At 44.9% G+C, this 23,019-nt stretch carries 24 protein-coding genes; 10 read left to right on the top strand and 14 right to left on the bottom strand.

Features of this window, described 5'->3' with window-relative positions:
- Positions 1-64 precede the first annotated feature (64 nt).
- The 10 genes from OXH00_18355 to OXH00_18400 all read left to right on the top strand — a co-directional run bounded on the left by OXH00_18355 (position 65) and on the right by OXH00_18400 (position 7,658).
- Positions 65-934 (top strand): EamA family transporter, encoded by an 870-nt coding sequence (locus tag OXH00_18355; GenBank protein ID MCY3742982.1) that lies wholly within the window; start codon positions 65-67, stop codon positions 932-934.
- Between the two features lie 85 nt (positions 935-1,019).
- Complete coding sequence (locus tag OXH00_18360) at positions 1,020-1,502, top strand: hypothetical protein (protein MCY3742983.1); 483 nt, start codon at positions 1,020-1,022, stop codon at positions 1,500-1,502.
- A gap of 34 nt (positions 1,503-1,536) precedes the next feature.
- Complete coding sequence (locus OXH00_18365; protein ID MCY3742984.1) at positions 1,537-2,907, top strand: radical SAM protein; 1,371 nt, start codon at positions 1,537-1,539, stop codon at positions 2,905-2,907.
- Between the two features lie 57 nt (positions 2,908-2,964).
- Positions 2,965-3,690 (top strand): phytanoyl-CoA dioxygenase family protein, encoded by a 726-nt coding sequence (locus tag OXH00_18370; protein MCY3742985.1) that lies wholly within the window; start codon positions 2,965-2,967, stop codon positions 3,688-3,690.
- 53 nt (positions 3,691-3,743) lie between these two features.
- Positions 3,744-4,463 carry a phytanoyl-CoA dioxygenase family protein gene (locus OXH00_18375; protein MCY3742986.1) on the top strand — a complete coding sequence of 240 codons (720 nt, stop codon included), beginning with the start codon at positions 3,744-3,746 and terminating at the stop codon, positions 4,461-4,463.
- Positions 4,464-4,494: 31 nt separating this feature from the next.
- Positions 4,495-4,881: a hypothetical protein gene (locus tag OXH00_18380; GenBank protein MCY3742987.1), complete on the top strand. Its 387-nt coding sequence runs from the start codon at positions 4,495-4,497 to the stop codon at positions 4,879-4,881.
- A 170-nt stretch (positions 4,882-5,051) separates the two neighbouring features.
- Positions 5,052-5,465 carry a PCP reductase family protein gene (locus tag OXH00_18385; GenBank protein MCY3742988.1) on the top strand — a complete coding sequence of 138 codons (414 nt, stop codon included), beginning with the start codon at positions 5,052-5,054 and terminating at the stop codon, positions 5,463-5,465.
- A gap of 199 nt (positions 5,466-5,664) precedes the next feature.
- Entirely contained in the window at positions 5,665-6,054 is a 390-nt protein-coding gene (locus OXH00_18390; GenBank protein MCY3742989.1) for a hypothetical protein, read from the top strand.
- 82 nt (positions 6,055-6,136) lie between these two features.
- The gene (locus tag OXH00_18395; GenBank protein ID MCY3742990.1) at positions 6,137-6,571 is read left to right on the top strand and encodes a HEAT repeat domain-containing protein; all 435 of its coding nucleotides are present in this window, start codon (positions 6,137-6,139) and stop codon (positions 6,569-6,571) included.
- A 22-nt stretch (positions 6,572-6,593) separates the two neighbouring features.
- Positions 6,594-7,658, top strand: a complete 1,065-nt coding sequence (locus tag OXH00_18400) for a Gfo/Idh/MocA family oxidoreductase (protein ID MCY3742991.1) — start codon at positions 6,594-6,596, stop codon at positions 7,656-7,658.
- Here the strand turns inward: OXH00_18400 and OXH00_18405 are convergent, their stop codons facing one another.
- The 14 genes from OXH00_18405 to OXH00_18470 all read right to left on the bottom strand — a co-directional run bounded on the left by OXH00_18405 (position 7,659) and on the right by OXH00_18470 (position 23,018).
- Positions 7,659-9,917, bottom strand: a complete 2,259-nt coding sequence (locus OXH00_18405) for a hypothetical protein (GenBank protein MCY3742992.1) — start codon at positions 9,915-9,917, stop codon at positions 7,659-7,661.
- 82 nt (positions 9,918-9,999) lie between these two features.
- Positions 10,000-10,455, bottom strand: coding sequence for a M67 family metallopeptidase (locus OXH00_18410; GenBank protein ID MCY3742993.1), 456 nt, complete (start codon positions 10,453-10,455; stop codon positions 10,000-10,002).
- 216 nt (positions 10,456-10,671) lie between these two features.
- Positions 10,672-10,959, bottom strand: coding sequence for a MoaD/ThiS family protein (locus OXH00_18415; GenBank protein MCY3742994.1), 288 nt, complete (start codon positions 10,957-10,959; stop codon positions 10,672-10,674).
- A gap of 31 nt (positions 10,960-10,990) precedes the next feature.
- Positions 10,991-11,383 carry a hypothetical protein gene (locus OXH00_18420; GenBank protein MCY3742995.1) on the bottom strand — a complete coding sequence of 131 codons (393 nt, stop codon included), beginning with the start codon at positions 11,381-11,383 and terminating at the stop codon, positions 10,991-10,993.
- A 142-nt stretch (positions 11,384-11,525) separates the two neighbouring features.
- Positions 11,526-12,173: a class I SAM-dependent methyltransferase gene (locus OXH00_18425; protein ID MCY3742996.1), complete on the bottom strand. Its 648-nt coding sequence runs from the start codon at positions 12,171-12,173 to the stop codon at positions 11,526-11,528.
- Positions 12,174-12,566: 393 nt separating this feature from the next.
- Positions 12,567-13,331 carry a phosphoadenylyl-sulfate reductase gene (locus OXH00_18430; GenBank protein MCY3742997.1) on the bottom strand — a complete coding sequence of 255 codons (765 nt, stop codon included), beginning with the start codon at positions 13,329-13,331 and terminating at the stop codon, positions 12,567-12,569.
- 30 nt (positions 13,332-13,361) lie between these two features.
- Positions 13,362-14,312: a cysteine synthase A gene (gene cysK, locus OXH00_18435; protein ID MCY3742998.1), complete on the bottom strand. Its 951-nt coding sequence runs from the start codon at positions 14,310-14,312 to the stop codon at positions 13,362-13,364.
- Positions 14,313-14,505: 193 nt separating this feature from the next.
- A complete protein-coding gene (locus OXH00_18440; protein MCY3742999.1) occupies positions 14,506-14,742 on the bottom strand; it encodes a hypothetical protein in 237 nt (78 codons plus the stop codon).
- The gene (locus tag OXH00_18445) at positions 14,743-15,114 is read right to left on the bottom strand and encodes a type II toxin-antitoxin system RelE/ParE family toxin (protein ID MCY3743000.1); all 372 of its coding nucleotides are present in this window, start codon (positions 15,112-15,114) and stop codon (positions 14,743-14,745) included.
- A gap of 503 nt (positions 15,115-15,617) precedes the next feature.
- The gene (locus tag OXH00_18450; protein MCY3743001.1) at positions 15,618-18,197 is read right to left on the bottom strand and encodes a hypothetical protein; all 2,580 of its coding nucleotides are present in this window, start codon (positions 18,195-18,197) and stop codon (positions 15,618-15,620) included.
- A gap of 56 nt (positions 18,198-18,253) precedes the next feature.
- Positions 18,254-19,306 (bottom strand): hypothetical protein, encoded by a 1,053-nt coding sequence (locus OXH00_18455; GenBank protein MCY3743002.1) that lies wholly within the window; start codon positions 19,304-19,306, stop codon positions 18,254-18,256.
- Positions 19,307-19,309: 3 nt separating this feature from the next.
- Complete coding sequence (locus tag OXH00_18460; protein ID MCY3743003.1) at positions 19,310-20,395, bottom strand: hypothetical protein; 1,086 nt, start codon at positions 20,393-20,395, stop codon at positions 19,310-19,312.
- Positions 20,396-20,399: 4 nt separating this feature from the next.
- A complete protein-coding gene (locus OXH00_18465; GenBank protein MCY3743004.1) occupies positions 20,400-21,713 on the bottom strand; it encodes a hypothetical protein in 1,314 nt (437 codons plus the stop codon).
- A gap of 54 nt (positions 21,714-21,767) precedes the next feature.
- Positions 21,768-23,018: a hypothetical protein gene (locus tag OXH00_18470; protein ID MCY3743005.1), complete on the bottom strand. Its 1,251-nt coding sequence runs from the start codon at positions 23,016-23,018 to the stop codon at positions 21,768-21,770.
- Between the last annotated feature and the right edge of the window lies 1 nt (position 23,019).

Here is a 23,019-nt window from a genome sequence, read left to right on the forward strand (position 1 = left end):
TAACCGATAACTGATAACTATTTCCTCTGACAACTGATAACTGACAACTGACAACTATTTTAAAATGCTCTTCCTTGTTCTCAATATTGTCCTGCTGTCTGGATTTGGACTCTTTCTCAAGCATGCCAAAAACAACCAACAACGCCTAAACCCAATCGGTTTTGTCAACTACCTCAGCGCGTTCTTTATCAGCGTCTGGGTACTTTCACAGGAGCAAGACTTTGAATTCTCAAAACTGACCTTCGCGTTAGGTATATCAAATGGTGTGACGTATGCGCTCGGATTTGAATTGTTCACTATCGGTATCCAGCTCAGTGGGATTGTCGTCACGGCTGCACTCGTCAGATTGTCGATCGTACTACCAATTCTGGTAGCGATGATATTCTGGCAAGAGATTCCGAACCTATGGCAAACGATAGGGCTTCTTTTAACCTTCGTGGCGATTCCACTTCTCAGTCAGCGGGAGAAAGAGCCGACCTATGCATTCACTCCTGACAAGCCGGAAGTGCCTCAAGGTTTGGGGTTCGCTATTGCTATTACGATCTTGCTGGTCACCGGTATCTCACGACTCACCATGAAAGCGTTTAACGAGATGTGTCCTATTGATGAAAAGTCGCTCTATATGAGTCTGCTTTTCGGTGTTGCTACGGTCATTTACTTCGGGATATGCCTTTATCAGAGGATATGGCCCAATTGGTGGGAAGTCTTCTATGGTGTGCTGATAGGTATTTGTAATGTCGGTGGGAGTTGGGCACTGCTCATCGCACTCGACCATGTGAGTGCCTTGATCGCCTTTCCGATGTCAAGCTCCGGCGGTGTGTTGTTCACGATGTTCGTCGGTATGGTGTTCCTCCATGAACGGCTGAGTCGGACCTCTCTCATCGGTGCCTCGGTTGCAACCATTGCATTAATCTTTGTCAATTTGAAACCATGATTCGCAACACGTATCAGTAGAGACAAATTTGACTTTGGGCGCGAAATGTGGTATCATTTATGAAAAATCGGGATTCTTAAGAAAAATGCGGGAGAGCGTAGAACTTGTCATCCGGAGCGTCCACCTGATCGCAGCAATCATCTGGTTCGGAGGCGTACTCTTTTCTACTTTCATCGCAATGCCAATCTTGCAGCGGAACTTGTCATCGGAAGACTTGTTAGCCGTTCACAACCGTTTTCGGACTTGGATACGATTGATGATTCACGTCCTTCTGACAACGGGCGCGATGGTATTCTTTATCATTGCATGGAATAATGGATTTTTTGCGCAGCAGAATGGTAGCGATTTCAAAACCTACATGTTAACTTTCGTCGCAAAACTTGCGGCGTTTGGACTCATGGCACTCTTTTGGGGGCTATATAGCTCCCTCTATCGGCGGCACCTTGAGGTTGCTCCACCGGACAGCAAAGCGCATCACAACCAGAGTCCTTATATCAATGTCTGGAGAGACTTGACGCTGATTGCAGGTTTAATCGTTTTCGCGCTCGCGGTGCTGGTGAAAAACTGACTTCAAAACATTATACCTTCTCGCTATTAAAAATATGACAGACACAAAAGTTCAGGCAGTCTCATGGAATATCACCCGATTGTGTAACCTGAAATGTACACACTGCTATCTCCCGGCAGGCTTCGTAGACACAAACGAGTTAGGGAACGGAAACTTTCAACTATCTGATATTCAAGGTTCCACGGAATACTCACGGGATGCAGAATTAAGCCAATCCCAATGTTTTCGTGTCATCGACGAGATCGCTGAAATCAATCCGCACATCCTCCTCATTCTCACTGGTGGGGAACCGTTATTACGCCCGGATATCTTGGAGATATCGAAGTATGCCTCCGATACCGGGTTTCTTGTTGTCATGGGCACAAACGGTGTCCTGCTCAACGACGGAGTGGTCGAGAAGATGCAACAGCACGGTGTTACCGGTGCAGGCGTGAGTCTCGACGCTATCCAACCTTCAGACCACGACAAGTTTCGGGGCATGGAGGGCGCGTGGAAAGCGACAATGAATGGTGTTGAGGCACTCAAACGCGCACAAATGGATTTTCTCGTTCAGACCTCCGTAACGCAGTGGAATTACGATGAAATTCCAAAAATCGTGGAATTCGCCTATCAGCTCGGTGCGAAGGTGCTAAATCTCTATTTTCTCGTCCGAACGGGAAGAGGCAAGACGGTGATGGACCTTACGCCTGCACAATATGAAAAAATGCTTGAGACGATGTTCGAGTTGCAAGCAGCCTATTCAGGCAAGATGCTCATCGCTGCGAAATGCGCTCCGCACTACAAGCGTGTTATCTATGGGCAACAGTCCGACTCCGCCTTCCTTCAAGGGTATCCGAGCGGTACATGTCCGTGCGGTATTTACTACTGTCGTATCACGCCTGAGGGTGAACTGACACCCTGTCCATATCTACCTGTTAGCGTTGGAAACCTCAAAGACGAAAGTTTCGTTAAACTCTGGAACGAATCAAAAACTTTTCAGGACTTACGGAACCGGAACCTGCTTGAAGGGAAGTGCGGTGCGTGTGAATTCAAAGAGGTGTGTGGGGGTTGTAGGGCACGCGCCTATGCCACGACCGGTAACTACCTCGCCGAAGATGCGTCCTGCGAATATCAACCGGGGTCATCGTCTGTTAGTGTGGATAGAGAGCAACACAGCACGTCGCCTGTTCAAATTGAGAACAAGATCGCTTTTGCCACGGAAACCGATTACGAATTGCAGTGGACGGAGGCAGCAGAAAAAAGGTTAAAACGCGTGCCGTCATTTGCGCGCGGGATGGTCATCAAAAGCGTTGAGAAATACGCACGTGAACACGGTTATCGGGAGGTTACCCCCGAACTCATGCAAGCCGTCAAGAAACGGTTTGACGAAACCGGTATCCCATCTTTCAGGCCCAAAAAACGCTAATGCAAAGTAGTAGGCACGCTCCGTCGTGCCGTAGCAACAACGGTAGAGGAAACCGAGATGCTTACAGCAGATCAGATTGCCTTCTTTCAGGAACATGGATATCTTATCCTTGAAAATTTTATTGATTCGGAGATAATTGACGGATGGAGAGAGCAGGTCTGGCAGCACTTTGATTCCAGCTTTGAAACACCGGAGACCTGGCCCAACGATTATGAAATTCCCGGATTCAGTTTCTCACCGGTCTTTGGACACCTGCTCGCGATGCAAGAGATTACCGAGCAGCTCGGTGGCGGTCAATTTTTTACGGGGGGCGGCGGTTCACCGATTATCAAATGGCCCAACCCTGAAGAAGCGTGGGAAATGCCCAAAGATGGACACATTGACGCGTATGGTGCCGTTGCTGGCTGGAGTCCTTTTATGTTCGGTGCAACAACCTATCTTTATGATGCCAAACCCAAGGGCGGCGCGTTCGTTTTTTGGCCCGGAAGCCACCACTCAACGCACAAGTACTTCCTCCAATATCCTGAGCAAATTGACGGTAGTTTCTACGATATTGAAGACTGGGGATGGCATGTGCTTTCGGATTTATCCCCAGAGGGACCCCGTGAGTTTATTGGTGCTGCCGGTGATGTTGTGTTGTGGCACGCGTTTCTCTGCCACACCGGTTCAGCGAATGTGACAGATGTCCCTCGTTTCGGTCTCTTTACACGGTATGCCCATGAAAAACGGGACGAGATTAAATACGAAATTCCAGAGAACCTCTGGAAATATTGGGCAATTTAAGAAATGGTTGTCAGTTCTCAACTATTAGCCCTTTAATGATAGAGGAAACCCAGATGCTTACATCAGAACAGATCGCATTTTTTCAAGAACATGGATACCTTATCCTTGAAAATTTTATTGATTCGGAGATAATTGATGGATGGCGGGGACAGATCTGGAAACATTTCGATTCCAGTCTTGAAACGCCGAAGACCTGGCCCAACGACTATGTCGTCCAAAACTTCAGTTTTTCACCACTGTTCGGGCAACTGCCCGCGATGCAAGAGATTACCGAGCAGCTGGGTGAAGGTCAATTTACCGGTGGTGGCGGTTCACCACTTGTCAAATGGCCCAATCCTGAAGAAGAATGGGCAATACCGGGTAGTGGACACATCGACGCCTACGGTCCCGGTGGTTGGAGCCCTTTTATGCTCGGCGCGACAACCTACCTCTATGATGTCGAACCCGGTGGTGGTGCGTTCGTCTTTTGGCCCGGAAGCCACCACTCAACGCATAAATACTTCCTTCAATATCCTGAGCAAATTGATGGCAGCTTCTACGATATCGAGGATTGGGGGTGGCATGTGCTTTCGGATTTATCGCCGGAAGGCCCTCGCGAATTTACGGGTGCCGCGGGCGACGTTGTACTGTGGCACGCGTTTTTGTGCCATACCGGATCGGCGAATATAAGAGACGTTCCACGTTTTGGTATCTTTGCGCGCTACTCACATCAAAAGCGGGAGGAGATTAAATACGAAATTCCAGAAAACCTTTGGAAGTACTGGGCAATTTAGGAAATGGCTGTCGGAGACCGTTAGTCTTTGAGTGATGACAATCATGATAAAAAATCTGTTTCTCTTAATCGTTGTTTTTGCCGCTTTTAGTGGGTGCGGCGAACCTACTGAAGAGTTATGCTCGAAGGAAGTTGGAGATGTTGTTACGATTACGCTGTTAGAAACAGTAACAGTAGAAAGATCTGATTCTATACCCTTCCGCGATAATGTCACCTGTGATGGTATTCAGTACACAACGATTTTTAGAGTTGCCTTTCCGGCTGATGTATCTATAACAAAGTATCGCAAATTTGATAAAAGTTCGGGGTATACACGCGTTCTATATTCATTTCCAGCGGGTGTTGTTCTGAAGGTTGTCGTCACAGAAAAATTGAGTGATAATAGTTATAAAGCCCGTGTATTGGAAATTTTCTCATAATTCTTCTCAAGGAAAGCGCGATGTCGGATTATATGGGGTCATAATGGATACTCCTAAAAAAAAATTACGGCATGTAAGTCGAGACAACGCGTCGTCTGGATATACGGAAAGGGATATTTCTGTAAAACCTTCTTCACCGAACCGTAAGGAAAGTTAAAAAAGGAGAAAGAATGAACGAACAAAATAATGCAAACGAACGGCTTACAGATGTAGAAGAACGCCTGACACGCGTCGAAAACCTGCTCGTTAGCATCAACGAGAAATTAGATCAGCCTTCCGCTGTTAATGCGGCAGATATCGAGCAGACGGAAGCGTTCAAGCAGTGGGTGACCAATTACGTCTCAATGCGGTTACAGCAACTCGTACCGGAAACATGTGACCATCCCGATGCAGCCGTACTTCAGGACGGTCCCTACCTTGACAACACCACAGTGCCATGTACGGAGGAAGTTGAGCATCGGGTTAAACGGATACCGATCCCGTTTGTCCGCGAGATGGTCGTCCAGCGTGTCGCTGAAAATGCGCGGGAGGCGGGGATCGAACGTGTAGATATTGAGTTTTTCGAGAAAGCCGCTACATTTTGACAATGTAAAGCCACAGAGGAGTTCCCTCTGCCTAATTTTGATTGGAAGGACTTCTTAAAGGCACCGATATAATAGTTGTCAGTTATCAGTTAAGAGGACATATAGTATATTTACCAATGTTTTCATTTATAAGCGAAGTAACTGACAACTGAAAGGTTTTTCGGAGAAAAACCGTACTGACAACTGGTAACTATTCGCTATGGACTGGGTTTTCAACACCTTCTCGGAATATCTTGAGAATGACTTCAAAAAGCGGATCGGCAACCCGAATCCTACCGTTGCTGATCTTTGGGAAGCCTTTCAAGTACTCTTTCCTGCCACTTCAGCGCAGCTCCTCGTGCAGGAACCGGTGGGCAATACAGTGCGATTTAAAGCACTTGCGTTCTATCATGCAGACGAAATGGGTCCGTTGATTGAAACCCCCTTGAAGTATCTCAGACAAAATTTCGGAGGCGGTAAATTCAAAATCAACTTCTATCACGGCATGCAGTTCATCGCGACGATTAATTTCAAGCCAGAGGGTCCTGAAATTTGGCGCGATCTACCGGAAATGGAAGGAAATCCAGCAATTGACGAAGTCGCGACTTAAAGTAGTAGACACGCTTCATGTACCGTAGCCTAAAGCAGGAGGCACACTCTGTGTGCCGTAACCAAGGACAATGGACAAAATCATGCGTCAACAACAGGAATTTGAGGAATGCCCCTCGTGCGAAAATACAAATCTCCGACGGTTGGATGGAAATTCATGGTTCTGCTTGGATTGTGACTGGGATAACCTCAGCGTTATTCCGAAAGGCAATGATGAACTCCTCACCTCCCTTCGGCACGGAGATGTCCATTCGCGGCGGATCGCCGCACAAGCGTTGATTAATATGGGTGATGCCGATCGGCATCTCGCCACGAAGATGGATTCAAACGCGCTACTCGAAGCGTTAGATGACGAAGATGCCGATGTGCGTTACTTCGTCGCTGTCGCTCTCGGTAAACTGGAAGCCAGTCTCAGCCTCGGCAAACTCAAGCAGCTCGCCCGAGACGATGCGTCTGCACTCGTTCGCGAAGGTGCCAAATCGGCGGTTGAACAAATCGAATCACGCCAGTTGTCTTAGTGGCTAAAGGAAATAGAAAAATATGGAAAAAATTCGACTCGGTTATATCGGCTGTGGATTCATGGCTCAGAAGGTCCATATCCCGAATTTTGTGAGCATCCCGGAATGTGAACTCATCGGCCTTGCGGAAGTACGTTCCGAACTCGGAAAAACAGTCCAAAATCGTTTCGGTATCCCGCAACTTTATAGCGATCACGGTGAACTCGCACAAAACGCCGATATTGAAGCGGTGGCAGTCTCCGCTGACTTCGCATTACAAGGCGAAATCGCAAAAGACTTACTCTTGGCTGGTAAACACGTCTTCATGGAGAAACCGATGGCTGTCTCCACCGAACAGGCTGAGGCTATCGTGGCGGCATCGCAGAAGTCTGGTAAAAAGTTGATGGTCGGCTACATGAAACGCTACGATGCTGGAAATGAGATCGTCAAGGCGAAAATAGCACAATTCCGAGAGACCGACGAACTCGGACGTCTGACTTATGCCAGAAATCACGGCTTCGGTGGGGATTGGGTCTGCAATCTTGATACCCACATGGACGGAACCGACGAACCCAAACCGAGCGCGCCCGTCAAAACCCCAGAATGGATACCAGAGCAGTATCGTGGTTCCTATTTGGGATACCTCCAGCAGTATACACACAATATCAATCTGATGCGTTGGTTCCTTGATGCAGGTGACAAAGTTACTGTCAAAGTCGTTGATTTAGATGCGAACGGATATTCCGGTGTTGTCATCTTCGATATGGATGGCATCCGTGTAACATTGGAAACAGGACACGTTTCGCACTATCGTTGGGATGAGCATAGTCAAATCTATTTTCAGAATGGATGGATTCACACGTGGGCACCGCCGTTGCTTTTAAAGAATACACCCGCAGAGGTTGAAATCTATCGCGCTGGCGAAGAACAGGAAATTACACGTCCGATACCGAGACCGAGTTGGACATGGGCATATCACAGGGAGGCAGAATACTTCATCGCGAATGTCCGTAACGATGAACCCTTCCGTTCTTCAGCCGAAGATACGCTTACTGATGTCAGACTTTTTGAGGACATCTACCGGATCTTCATTGAGCAGCAAAAATAGTTATTTCCGCATCAATATCTCTGTGTCATTGATGTCTATCGCGAGTTCGTAGTTTTCTTGTAGATATGCTGCAATCAAGGGATGTCGCTCCTCAACAGGAATACCGTCAACAGCATCAAACCAACCTCCAGTTTTAAAGATCACCAAACGCGTTTCGTCTCGTTCAAGAGCCTCAATAACTTCTTGCTGCATTGCAGGTGTTGATGCGTACGAGACCTGATGGAATCGGGAGACGCCGGGTCGATTCGCAAAGAAATAGTAGGCACCCTGACTCGTAAAGTCGAAAATCTTTTCGTTCTCTGCCGTGTTTTCCTTAATATAAGCGACGACCTTTTGAATCTGTTCAACCTGATCGTCCGGGATATCTACTGCACCAGCACGCACTAACGCCTGCGATACAGTGTTTTGCTTGAACGGATTCTGACGCAACCGTTGCCATTTCTCATTGAAACCCGCCAACGGATGATGCGCCTCACCAACATACCAACAGAATATAACTGTCGGAATGAGTACCCATGCTGCCTTCAACGCGGTATGCCAAGGTCTTTCACCTCTTAGAGACGATAAGCCAACACGGCACATTCCGATAATACCACCTTCTAACGGAATTAAACAGAGCAGCCATAAGAAAGTGGCACCATAAATCAGGTGTCCACCGTCTGAACGCCCCAACGCTGTCCGAAAAAAGGCAATACCGCCGAGGAGTAAGAGAAGGAGTTTCATCGTGTTGGCTGAATGCGTACCAGATAGCCCTCGGTATGTCAGGTAAGCCGCGATCATCAAAAAGATGCAGATCGGTAGATACCATGGAAACCCTTCACTGAAGATAAAGGCGTGCCAACCTTCCGACGACAATAGCGTAAGTGTTTTTGATAGGGACGGGAAAGCGAGTCCCCACGTTGCAAGTTGATAGCGACACTGGATATAAGAATTCCAAATTACATCGTCCAAAGCACCGTGGGAGAAAAAATAGATGCCTACCGAGAGAAAACCAAGTAACACCCCACAACCATAACTGATTAAGGGTATCAGATATTCTCTCCTATTTCTTTCCGATTGGCTTTGCCCGCTTCCACGCTCTGTTCTAAAACCGCCTTGTAACACATATATAACCAGAAACAATCCGATAGCACCCAGCGTGTAAAGCCCAATTTCAGTGCTATACCAGAATGCCAAACTTGTGGAAAGTCCTGCAAGGAGCAATTTCCATACAAACGTAGGGACCTTGTTCGTGTGAGTCCCTCGGAAGTGCGTAAGGGAATTCGCTACGAAGGCGAAACTAATTAAGCCGAGACTATGCCGTGGGGATACCCAGAATCCGGTTCCAGAAGCGATAAGTACACAAATGAAGGCAGCCAAAAATCTGCTTCGGAACACTTGTAAACCGAGCACGTAGAGCGCAACATAGCCGAGTGGACCCAACAGATCTTCCATTAAACGCACACCGAATAAGGTCGGTTCAAAGAGTTGGCCGCCAACCCATGCTAAATAAGCGTTTTGGAAAAGTCCGTGCTGGATATAGATATCCCGGAACGGCACGCCGCCGCGTAGCATTTCATTGAGAGGCGCGAGCCGCTCACCTTCGTGGAATAGATCTATGTTGCCGTGGATACTCCCGGAGTAGGTAAGCAGATAGATAAAAATTGGAAGGATAATGTATTCAAGTCCGCCACGCCAAATCTTTGTGGTTCTATAGCTTGCAGAAGCAGAAACGCCTTCCTTTTCGCTGGCGAGATTTGTATCATCGGAAACATCTGAATTCCACAACGTAGGGAAGTACCGCTTATACAGTAGCACCAATTTGAGCAGAATAGATAAACTGACCGGCAAGAGTAAACCTATTAGCGTGCGTTGCCCGATGTAATAGACTTGTAACCAACAGAGCCATAACGGTATTGATGCCAATGCGTTCGCTTTAAGCACGCGCGCAATCGGTTGTGCAGTTAATTTGGCACACCAACGCGAATAGACCCACCACCCGAACCAATACAGGCATATTGCTATGGGGATACCGAGCAGTGCCAGCAGATAGAAAAAGTATTCCTGTTGTTTCGGGTACGCGTTAACACTGAGCCAACCGACGACACTGGCGTTTGAGTGGTATTCAAAAGTGATATATTTTTGGAGGGTTATCCCTAAGGCGATTGCGAGGGAAGCGGCGGAAAAAGTGAGGAGCCCAATGCAGGGCTTGAGGGCAGGGGTTTTGACAACGCGCATGTCCGGCATAAATTGCTGAAGGTAGACTCGCCAGCGATGCATGGTTCTTGCCTCAATACAAGCACAAACTCACTGTGCTTTTTAATGGCATCATTTGAAGATTGGAGAAAATCAACCGATGGTGTTAAGTTTCCCCAAGCGGTCCCTCAACCTCAATAAAATCTCGCGCCGTTGCGTCCCACACGAAAGCCTTCACGGCGCGTATCTCAGTGCCGTAAACGGAGATCACCAGATAAGTGGTACCCGGATAGGTGGGTTCATCCCACATCGTCGCATCTGCTTTGTCTTTCTCCGAAAAATACGCTTCGTGATTCGGGTGTGAATGGTAGAACGCCTTAATCTGCTGTGTTTCAGATGCTTTGGTAACCTTGAATAAGTCATCAGGATGTATTACGTACGCCGTACGCGCATCACGCGGATATCTGTCAGGATCTTCCTGATGCAATTCGTTTTGTATATTTCGACATTTCCAGACAAATTCCTGCGTTCCATCACTCAAAATGGCACCGCAGCATTCATCGGGAAACTCCGATTTGGCGTGGTCACAAATTTGGCTGAGAGTTTCTGGTTTTACAAGCATCAGTTTTTGTTAGTTACCAGTTATCAGTTTTCAGTTACAAGAGGCTTTTGATAGTCCAAAGGTCTCTTTCTTTAACCATCAACTCGACTCCGTTATAAATGTTAAGGCACGAGTTGATGGTTAAAACTGAAAGATTTTTCATGCCTCGCAGTGAGAGAAAATCGTATTCTCACTGCGAAGCAAACTGACAACTATTCCTCTGACAGCCGACAGCCATTAAGACAGATCGCTTCCGCCAGCAATTGCCGGAATAATCGAGATTTCGGCACCGTCTGCAACAACGGTCTCTTTTCCGTCAAGGAAGCGGATGTCTTCATCATTAAGATAAATATTTACAAACCGACGGATATTTCCGCCTTCATCACAGAGACGTTCTTTCATCCCTGGATAGTTTGTTTCAAGATTTTCAATAATGCCTTCAATATTGGCACCTTCTGTCTCAACTTCCGCCATGTTTTGCGTTAAGCGTCTCAGCGGGGTTGGAATACGGACTATTACAGCCATGGAATAAATTTTCTCCTTTTTTATAGTTATACTAAAAAATAAATTGAAACAGCAAAAACGCAACAGTGATGATGCTGTAGGCTACAAAATAGAAATTTATCATTTTCGCACTAGCGTTTGCTGATTTTGGATTCGATAATTCAGCGGATTTTTCGGGCGGGGGAACTTCTCCGCGCTTATCTTCTAACATCAGGGTCTGGTTCTTGAGAACAACAAGTAATTTATCCCTTTCTTCTTTTAGGTCTTGCTTGTCCTTACGCAAGTCCCCAATTTGTTCCTTCAAATTGGCGTTCTCTACCTGTAAAATCGCTATTGTCTCAAGACTATCATTTTGTCTCGGCGAGTCTCCCTGAGAATTATCACTGAGATTATCGGAGTTTCTTAGATGCCCGTAAAATCGCTCTAACTCAGCGGGGTCTACCACCTTACGCCCTCGTTCGTCTTTGTCCCATGAGAACTTGTTTTCTTGAACGTGCCGATACAAGGTGGACTTTGATACTGGAACTAATTTTACAGCTTCTGAAATCAGTATTTTTGCGCGGTTTACCGTCCGCTGGAGTGATTAGTTATGTTTTGTGTATCTTTTTTGTTACAATAAAATAACTAGATGCTCCTTTATATATCTTTTCAGTTTCTATAGTTTGAAAATTCCCTTTTGCCATTAAATCGTCTAATTCGGGGCTTCTAAGTCTTCTTATAGGAATTGGAATTATTCCAGTTTTAGTCAATAGCCGAACAAGTTGAATCTGCACACTAACTAAAAATGACATCTCCTCCTGTAGGCAAGGTGTTACAGAAATAAATAATCCTTTAGGCTTTAGCAATTCATATATTCTCTGCATAATCTTATGCACATCTCCTATAGTATGTAACATATTGAAAGCCAGAATCACATCAAACGATTCTTTTTTATATCTTTTATCAAATATATCCGTTTGCACGAAATTTACATTCTCAACTGCACTCATAGCTGCTTTCTTTTTGGCAAGTTCAATCATTTTGGATGATGTATCAAGAGCATGAATCTCTTTCACCTGATTGGCAAGTTCACAGGCTGTTGTGCCTGTCCCACATCCATAATCCAAAACAATATCGCTAATATTGAGATATTCTTTAGTATTCTCTCTACTCTTTTTATGAATATATTCAAAACGCTCCTCTGTCTTGTCATAGTTTTTTGAAGCTTTATCCCAGAACCCTTCCGATTTATTCATTTTTTACTCCATATATTAATACCTACTAAAGTTTGGACAATTTTTTAGTGGAATACACATATCGCCCCGCTGGGGCTTATATCCTGGGGGTAGGTCGTTTCTATAGACATATCGTCCCGCTGGGGCTGCTCGTTGGTACATCTAAGTTTATTTTTCTTCGAGTTAGGTTTATGTAAGGAACTTTCAGAAAAATTAGAAACGCTGTAAAAACAGGTCATGCTCCTGATAGAAATTGTCCAAACTATAATATAGTTATAAGTTATCAGTTCGGTTTTTCTGCGAAAACCCTTTTGGTTAACAGTTAAAGAGGTTTTCTGTGGAAACTTTCACAGGGAACGAAACTGTTCCAAGGATCCTCTTAACTTATAACTTATAACTTATAACCGATAACCATTAAATCGAATAGTGTAATCCACACTCTTTCGCGTTTTCATCTGCGTCAGCGTTTTCTAATGCAGGGGTCGCGTTTTGCCAGCGCCACCGTCCCGCGCGATTCGGTTCTCCTGGTTTTATGGGTGTCGTGCAGATGACACATCCGATTGATTCATAATAGTGACCTTGGTTGTCTGCTTCAAGCAACGGATTCACAGGGATTTCGTTTTCACGGACAAACTGCCATACGTCATCGGCACTCCACTGAATCAGTGGACTCACCTTCAGCACTGGATGTGTCGTGGATGATATGATTTCTGCCTTTCGGTGTTGTTTTCTTGCATCGGACTGATCGTGCCGTATACCGGTTATCCAGACATCTAAAGTTTCCAACAGTCGTTGCATCGGGCGGACCTTCCGGATGTTACAACAGTGTTCTTGTTTCGACTTACTGTCAAAAAACAGGTATTCGCCGTGTTGTGCGACCATCTCTTGAACTTCTTGTGGGTCGGGTTGAACCTGTTCGATTTGGATACCATAACGCGATTCTACCTTCTCGAAGAAGTCATAAGTTTCTGGGAAGAGACGCAGGGTGTCGAGCGTGCAGACACGGAACGGCAACCCGTTTTCAGCAGCCATGTGAATCATCACCATCCCCGAAAGTTGTCCACTTGTGACAATTGCGGCGCGCGCTTTGAACCGTTTAAAGAGAGAGAAAAGAATTTCTTGGGGACTCTCCGTCAACAGAACTTCTTGGCAGAGAGCCTGATCTACTGGATAGTTCAATTTTTTGATGCTGTTCCCTTAGTTAAAAACCTACGGAAGCGTATCCATGATGTCTGATTCGATTTCAAAATAACGACTTAAACTGAAATAGCGTTCCCCGGTGTCGGGGAGAATGGTAACAACTGTTTTATCGGGTCCCTGCGCCTTTGCGACCTGTAACGCGGCATAGACATTTGCACCGGACGACATCCCGACCAACAATCCCTCGGCTGTTGAAATTGACTTCATCATTTCGTAAGCCTCTTTTTCGGAGACTGTGATGACTTCGTCAATGACATCTACATTGAGCACTTCAGGAATCATCCCTGCGCCGAGTCCATCAATCCGGGTAGGCCCCGGTTTCCCACCGGAAAGCACTGCCGAAACACGCGGCTCCACAGCAACCACTTTCACATTCGGGCACGCTGTCTTCAGGACTTCTCCAACCCCTGTCAGTGTGCCGCCTGTGCCGACCCCTATAACGCAAAAATCGATGTCAGTACCGATTGCCTTGAGAATTTCGACTGCTGTCGTACGGCGATGAATTTCGGGGTTTGCGGGGTTTGTGAACTGGTTCGGCATATAGTGCCGCGGGTTCTGTCGGACGATTCTCTCCGCCTCCCAGATCGCACTTGCCATACCGCCGTGCTCCGGGGTCAGCACAATTTTTGCACCGAAGGCAGAGAGGAGTTCATATTTTTCGCGGCTCACATTTTCTGGCATCGTCAAAGTGACAGGATAGCCTCTCGCGATCCCGACAATAGAAAGCCCCAAACCCGTATTACCAGCGGTAGGTTCAACGATGGTATCCCCTTTTCTGAGGATGCCGCGTTCTTCAGCATCAACGACCATCGCATAACTAATCCGATCCTTGATACTGCCGCCCGGATTGTAAGCCTCCAATTTTGCGAAGATCGTCGCATCGTCCTTACCGGGCAAGGCATTCAGGCGAATCGTCGGCGTATTCCCGATGAGGTCTGTCAGATTTTTAGCGATTTTCATTTTCGTTCTGCTTGTGTACTTCAGACAATTGCCACGTTAAAGTATACCATAAACACTGCGAAAAGTCAAATTTTTGACCTGAAATCGACTGCTGTCTGTGCGCCTTGACTCAAAAAACGGACTGGTAGTGTCTACCAGTCCGCCGCTATTTCCAACTATTTAAGTGAGATAAGCTATAGCAATTTCCATTATTTTATTCCCGATGTAGCCCTAATTGTGAAAACAAGTGATTAACACCACGGCGGAGTCGATGAAAAAAACCATTACGCTGTTGAGGTGGATCGCCTGGGGACTTATTAGTATCTTCTGGCACAACCGATACCTCAGCGCGTAAAGTCTTCCACTGCTTTTTCGCACGTGCCGAAACTTCCTCAGATATCCCCTTCTCTTTAAGATAATCCTCAAAATTACTACCGCGATACTTATTCATTTAGTCAGCCCTCCCTTTCCATAGTCTATTTCGTCTTCGTGCTATACGTAAATCTTTTCGCGGTGTGCGTTGAGACTTTTTGACAAAACCGTGCAAGAGAATTATTTCACCGGCTTCAACAGTAAACAAAACTCGCGCGATACGCTTTCCGCCGCTGATGCGGCTGCGAATTTCCCACAGACCTTCTTCGCCTTGCAGTTTTTTTCCGAGGCTCGTTCCCAATACCGAGGACCAATTTTCCGCTACAACTGTTATATCAGTGTCAATTATCATTTCATCCCTTTCTCCAAGACCTTCCAACCAGTCTCGGACAGGATCATTCCCTCGGTCTGTGCGGAAAAAGACAACGCGAAGTTCTGATTTTGTATTCATAAAAAAATAATGCGTTGTTGTCTACCCAAGAAAATTGTACCACAAATTGGAGGACTATGCCAAGAGAAATTCTGAAACCCGCTGGAATAGGTCGTTTTCATCACGATATAGTGATCGGTTCAAGTCAGCACTACCGACGTTGCAACAAACGCCTTATTCCAACAATCTCTCGGCAATCTTCGCGTCAATTTTCTTCTTTTGCATCTTGCAAACCGGCTTTCGCCGCGAGGTTTCGGTGGAAATACTTCTTTGTTGCTTCAAGCGAGAAGGGACTTGTTTCAAACTCACGTTAGTATTCACGCTGTTCTTTGAAAGCTCGGTGCAGGAAATACACAGTAGAAATGCCAAGACCGATGAGAAGAAAAAGAATAACAATCACAGTGCCGAGGCGACTCTTTGACTTAGTGTTGGCTTGGGTTTCGGATTTGGTGCTTCAGGACACCAAAGTCTAAACCATTTCCAAAATTTGCATCAAATTTTTATATGAGCCACAATGTTTTACACTAACGTCTAAAACCGAGAAAACGTCCCTGGATTTCCTTTTCAAAGATCCCCTTGGGAAATTGTGGATCATTGAGTCGAATAATAAGCGTATCCCGAACTGTTGTTTTCCCCAGTAAACTTAATGTTTTCCTCAATTTTATAAGCCTCTCAATAGATTCACCAGGGCGGAGTGTGCGCTGCTGCGAAGTCAGATGTGATGAGAGGTAAAACCGCAGATTTTTAAAACGCACCTCAAATATCCGCAACTCAGTTTCACCGACATTGGTAACCACTAACGGTATACCACCAGATGGTAGATTGGTGCGCTGTATCTGAGTGTTAACATCAATCCTTGCTTGACCTCCGATAAAATCTACCGCAAATTGAATTGGAAGTGACATACCAGATTTTTTGTCCTGAAGGTGTAAACTCTCAGAAACGCGTCCAATATCTTTGGCAGCCTGCGGATTAAGCACAAGTTCACAGCGTTCAGATATATTTGCTTCAGCACTATCGTCGACCTTCAATAATCCTGTCTGTTTTAACGTATCGGGTATTTCTACGCTACACACAACGTTGCCTTTACCATCACTACGTTTTATCGTAATACCAGCATACTGTGGATCATCAAACATAAACACTTTGGGAAAATAGAGTGCCGGTGGGTCTGAAACAAGGTGGACCATATCATATTTAGCATTGAAGCGATACACGCGACGGTTCGCGAGATAGCAGTCCGTAACCAGGGACGCACGGATCTGTTTACGATAGGCATTAGAAGGTTTTTCACTCAACACTTGAACAAGCGGTGCAGCTGTCATCGGTTCAAATGCTGTTTCGTTTTGAACACGCAGATCTCCTTCTACAAAACGTAAGACAGTAGACGGCTGCACTTGCCCCTTCAGTTCGCCTTTACCAACGATGTCCAGCGTAAGCGGAATACGCTCTACTTTGCCTTGTTCAATTTGCGGAAAAACCAATTCCTCATCTCGGAGAATTGGAACAGCCCCATTTGTCACCCCGATAGCATAAATAGGAGCAAGAAACGACCTTATAGGTTTCCTTTCAGATTCCAGCCGTATCCATCCCAAATTGAGCCCCGGTAAGAGGCATTCGGGTTGGATTATTGCAGTTACTTCTCGTTTTTTTCTTGCAGGAAGCACAAGCGTCTCAGGTTTAATACGCATCCAGTCAGTCAGAGATTGAAGTTTAAGCCCTATCTTCTGTTTAGACCTGTTTTGCAGTGTTACCTTTTGTTCAATACTATTGATCTGTATTTTGGATGCAACTCCGTGCTGACAGCAGACTATCTCGTATAACCGCGCAGGGTCAAGCCGCATTTCCCCATCAATTTCGGCACGATAAAGGTACATTCCTTCAGAAACGCTCAGTGTAATACCGAAGCCGTCATCTCTTTTTTCAAAAAACAGTGTACGCGGTGTCCATTGATTAAAATCACCCATGAGATAACCGATCCGCTCCTCACCTGTCAATGGAAATTGAAAATCTAAATCCTCAAAAATCATCACGGATTGATACGGTTCCTCTGTTGATGCGACAGTGATCGGCAAAGGTGTTTCTTGCTTATCGAAAACTTCAACATAGTGGATATCCGGCTGTTCTTTGTCTAACACCAACGCCGTTTCTTTGGCAATTTTATACCAGGCCCACACTGATATTTTTTTATCCGCCACACCAAGTTCCGAAACATTACGCCCCGGTTTCAGTTTTTCAATGTTTACAGAAATAGGTAAATCTGTCGTATCATATCCGTTAGTTTGGATTTGAGTCGGTGCAACTAACCGACCCGAATCCGATGTTGAAATTTGCGTTGATGACTTGTGTCGGTTAACATTCGGAACTGGAATGGTTTGTTGGAAATATTTTAGTGTAATCCCAGTCTTTTCTTGTCGCGGCATTACGACCCCTGGTTTCTGCAAATCTAATTCATAAGACAATTCACCTTTTGATGTGATTATCTTTGCATCAAAAGCGGATTCGTCTTTTTGTCTAATCTCAAGATGGGTTGGTGGGTAAAGTATAAAATCTCCGACAAGTAGAAATTCGGCTGTCGGTGCCACCGCATCTTCACGACTATCAGCAATTGAGACTTTATAGACAGTTATTTCACCAAAGTTGATATATTCGGGAAGTATCAAATGTGTAGATTGATTGTCTGGGGGATGAACACCTAATAATATCTTGCTAAACGTTTTTCGTTTTGAATTGGAAATGACGTTCAGTTCTGCTGTATTCACGGATGAAGGATTCGGTAGTGCTTTTAGTAAAAGTTCCAGTTCAAGCTCTACTGGTTCCGATGTCGGTGTAAGTGTAGCCCGTTTCGATCCTTGTGCCCTCTTTATCCACTCTCCATATACACGAGGAATACTAATTCGTTCTACATCTAACTTGCCACCGCCAACATTTGATACCATCACCTTTACAGATTGGTTCGGATTATCAAACGTATCTAAATAGATGTTCGCATCAGTATAAAGGTACGGTTCATTAATCGGGGTAACTTTGAATGGAGGTTCTTCCGATTCCGGTGCCATGGGTAGGTATAGCAAACTATGAATGTTTTTTAGATGATTAATCATAAACCTATGCCTCAAGGCGTGCAGGTTCCCTATTGCTCTACGCAACTTACAAATAACTACCAATCTAACGGACTTTTTGATTCCTGTGTATCATCATATTGTGTATTATCATCGTGCCAATCGTCATCATCGTCCGCGAAGACGAAACGGTAAACTACATACGCAATCGGTATTCCCAAACCAATGAGAATAAAGAGCGTTGCAATTACCATACCCACTGCACTATTTGTCTTTGAGGCATCCTTCTTATTAGGTTTAGGCTTTTCAGGTTCAGGTTTCGGTTTCACGGGTTCAGGCTTTGGTTGGATAGGTGGTGTTTCCAGTGTAGGCTCCGGTATAACGGGTGTTGGTTCTGTCTCTGGTGTGGGTGTCGTTACCTTGTCAGGTTTCGGTGCGGGTCCCACTTTAGAAGGGCTTAACGGGACAATTGCCTCTACAGTTTTTCCGACAGACGCAGGGAGTGCGCCAACAGTCCAACCCGTCCCAGTCGTTTCACAATAGAAGTACTTTATGCCGTTGTAGGTCAACGATGATCCTGTGAAGTCTCCACTGACACCAATCGCAATGTGTCCAGGCGTAAAAATCAGGGCAGTCTCTTCTCCTAATCCGCGCAGAATAGCCCCCACCAAGATCGTTGTATCTTCGCAGTCGCCGCCCCCTTCAATCAACGTTTCAACGGCATATCGTCTAAATTCATCATAACCTGTCGTTACATCATCAAGGGTATATGGTAAGGATTGGACAAAACTTAAGACGAAATCAACGTGATCCTGCCGTTTCCAGTTGCGATTTTGCTTGAAGATGCGTTGAAACTCACGCGTCAGATTGCCGATCGTTGTTCTACCCTCTTCGACCAATTTGGGAATATCGTAGCGTTCTTTGCCGGAGTATGAATTATACTTTTCCAGATCAATTGTCATCAGGACAGTGTAGGGTTTACCCTTAAAGTTCCACACATACCGCCGCCCGATTGTCTGGCGAGTATTGGGAGGGCGTTGTTGTGCTATACCCTCTACAATCCTGACAAAACTGAGGGCATCATTTGCAATAGCATCTGCATTGATAAGCAGTCCAGTGACAAGCAGAACGATAAGGAGTCTGATGGACATGTTCTATTCTCCGCGTATTACTACCGGCTTCTGTATGATTTCACCATCTGCTACACGCCTAAGACCTGGTAAAATAACCTCAACAACAGTTCCACATTCTCCATTGGTTTGCCGTGAGCCTTGAATGTCATGTACACGGGCATCCGCTTGCGTTTTGCCTATCTCAATCGGGACGACTTCATAACCAACGAGTTGTAGGCACTGCTCTAATTGTTCAGGCAGTTGGTCAGATGCAGTAAACCTTGCTACACCGTTGAATAGTCTATCTTTGATAAATTGCGATATGAATTGGTCGTATTCTTCTGAGTTTTCTTGTTCACACTCGGTAATGGTTTTCAATTTTTCTTTGAAGGCTTGCTCTGAATACCGCAACGTTTGAACGAGATCCCGATTTGCTGCGTAGGATTGTTCTAATTCAGTTATCCAATCCCGTATAGTATGTTCTATCTGGTTTACAATTATCGGTTCTTCTTCAGTTAACGTGATATTTTCATTTTCAACAAATTCGATCAGTTTGTCATCTTGGGTAACTTCCTCTAATCCAATCTCATGTTCCGTTTTATCCAGATAAGTCGTCTCTGTTTCTTGCCGAATATCGGTTGAAATTTGTATTTGTGTGTTGTCTGTTTCCTTTTCAGGTTCTGTTTCCTTGGGTATAGTAATCTTCGGGTGGTATTCTGTTTCTTGTTTTGCAACTGGCGATTTGATTTCAACCTGTGGGGACTTAGTAATCACTTCTTTTTCTGTTTCATTTAGTAATTCCTTTAAATCCAAATCAGAAGTTGAACTCTGTTTTCTACCGTCAAGGCGACAATAGAATTCTATCCATTTCATAAATCCTTCAGGCAATTTCAAGGTATGCGTCTCGCCACTAAATAGCTGAACACACTCCATTAAAACCGTGCCACTGTTACTGGCTTTCCGACAGTGAATAAAAATCCGTTCTTGGTTATCCCCACAGTTTTCCAATATGAGAATTACTTGATCACTGTCTGACTGGAGTGAAATATTAATATCTCCGATTTTACCCGAGTGTGATGAAGTGTCTCTATTGTCAATAGCACCAAGTTTTATCATTTCCTGTCTCATGCAGTTACTCTCCACGAATCACTACCGGTTTCTGTATGATTTCACCGTTATCTATTCGCTGCAATCCGGGTAAAATGACCTCAACAACAGTTCCAGGCTCGTCATTGGTCTGCTGTGAACTTTGAATCTCATGTATACGGGCATCCGCTTGCGTTTTGCCTATCTCTATAGGAACAACTTCGTAGCCCACAAGCCGTAAATATTCATCCAATTGTTCAGGCAGTTGGGCAGATTTGACAAATCTTGCTACACTATTGAATAGCCTATCTTTAACGAAATGCGGAATGAACTGGTCATATTCTTTCGCTTCTATTTCACATCCCAGTTGAAGTCCAATCAGAAGCCCTTCATAACGCGACACATAAGCGATACACTTATTTTGGAATTCGTTATACGCCGCATCTGTATTGACATCAGTTTCCAATTCAGGAGGTTCTGGCACAGGTGGTGCCGGTCCACGAATCTCTTTCAGTTTGTCTTTAATAACCTGATTCCCATATCCAAGCGTTTGAATGAGCTCTGGGTTCGCGGTGCCAGATTGTTCTAAATCATCTTCCCAATCCTCTATTGAGCGCGCCATCCAATTCAATATCTGCAATGTAGTTTGACTGGGGGTTGGATCTTCAATATCAATCCAATCAATTGGTTCTCCATTTTCGTATGTCTGGACTAATGACTCAACTTGCGTTCGCGTTTCTTGGCTAATCCCCTCCAATTGCAGTTGTTCATCAACAGTTTCATCTGGCACTTTGTCCAAATCCAAATTCATTAATGTAAGCTCAAAACCATCTAAACGGTTTCCGAGTTTAGATAAAGCGTTCTGGAAATTTTTCTGTTCATCGTGAAGTTGGGAATAGTTTGATACTGTTTCCTCTATTTTTTCAGTATTGTCTTTGCCTTGTCGACGAATATGTTTTAATTGCCCCTCCCAACGTTGATTGATTTCGTTCAATCTATTCTGCCACCCTCGTTCGCTATTTTCAAATTCGTTTTGCAGCTGACGAATTTTCCGCATACTTAGAAAAAACATTACCACAATTGTTAGGACGATGATTGCACCAAAAATCATAGCATAAGTTTGGAACGGATTGTCTAACGAATCTTGTAAGGCAGAGAGCTCATGTTTCAATTCCGTGATTTGTTTTTCTAAGGAGTTGACATGAGACTCTAAAGGGTTTAGTGTTTCAGAGGGCTGCTCAACAAGACTCGGTTCGTCGTTTGACTGTTCCGAAGCGTCCTGTGAATACACAAGGGGGGTTACTCCAACAAGTATCAGTGCCAATAAAAATAGAACATATCTGAATTGATGTATTTTCATTTTTTCCCTCATAAAGAAGCGCAATGAATTGTGCTACTACAAGCAAGTTTTGTCTTAATCCATCAAAACTGGCACGGTAAATTCAACCGATCTCGTCTCTTGTGAATTTGGGAGATGTAAAGCAAATGTGCCATGCGTAGCATCATTCAAGGTAACAGAAAGTATAAATTCCATTGGACTGTTTAATGTATACTTTTTATTCTCCTGCGGGACAATTTTAAGCGTAGCAAGATGAAACACATCACTGTTTTCTGTCATAGATAAACCACAGTAAAGATGAACATCGAATTCTGTAACATCACCCGTGACGCGAAAGGCTTTTTTCCGGTGATAGGGCGGTGTCCATGTATTCGGGACAAGTTCAACCTTTTTTCCATCAGGTAAACGCACCCCGAAGCAGAAATGATAGACAAAATGGAGCGGTTTTTCAAGATTTTTCTCTTCAAATTGCCGCACCAATTCTGCCCCGCCCAAGAGCGTTGCGGTTTCCTGTGGGTCAAGAAATGTTGCGCTGCAGCGCGCTTGCAACAATTCAATGAATTTTAGAGCAGTATCGTCAATTCTGCCAGAAAAACCGACTACAACGTGTTGCTCGTCCACAACCTGTTGCAACATCTTTTGCACATCTGAAACCTTTTCATCTGTATCTACGAAGAAGTCAATAAACCGCAGTATATCGGTCAACTCTATTATAACACTACTCTCCAATTGACTACAATTCGTCCGATAAACTACAAAATCATTCTGCGCAAAATCTACCAGAAACAGATGGCATTTGTTTGCGTCAGCGAGTATATTCGCCCACGCCTTCTGATAATATACCGAAATACATAGTGTTTGACTGAGCACACTCCGCAGTGTCACGTTTGATGTCTTGAGAAATGGTACCGATACATCACTTTTTAAACGCTTGAATGTTTTTCTGAGCTGCCGGCGATGTATAGGTTTCCACTGATACGGCGTAATCGCGTATACCGACATCGCTTCAATTGGATATCCATGCTGTGGTAGCTGCCGATGAAAAATTTCTTCAAGAAATGCAGTAAATAAACATTCCAAGGTTTTTTCATCTGTGATTTCCTTGAAATGCGTGTCTAAATTGGGAAACCGAACTTCCACCGGATGGTTTGAGCTGAGACGTTCAAATGCTTCTCCAAAACAGGGAACTAATGTGTCTTTGTTTTCCTGACGAAAACCGATCTCCCATGGTAGACTGAGATTGATGTCTTTTAGTTGATTGTCAACTAAAACAACTACCTGAATTTCAGGTGCTGATAGATTGATGATGCATACGCGTTTTGACATT

This window comes from Candidatus Poribacteria bacterium, from assembly GCA_026706025.1.
GTDB lineage: Bacteria > Poribacteria > WGA-4E > WGA-4E > WGA-3G > WGA-3G.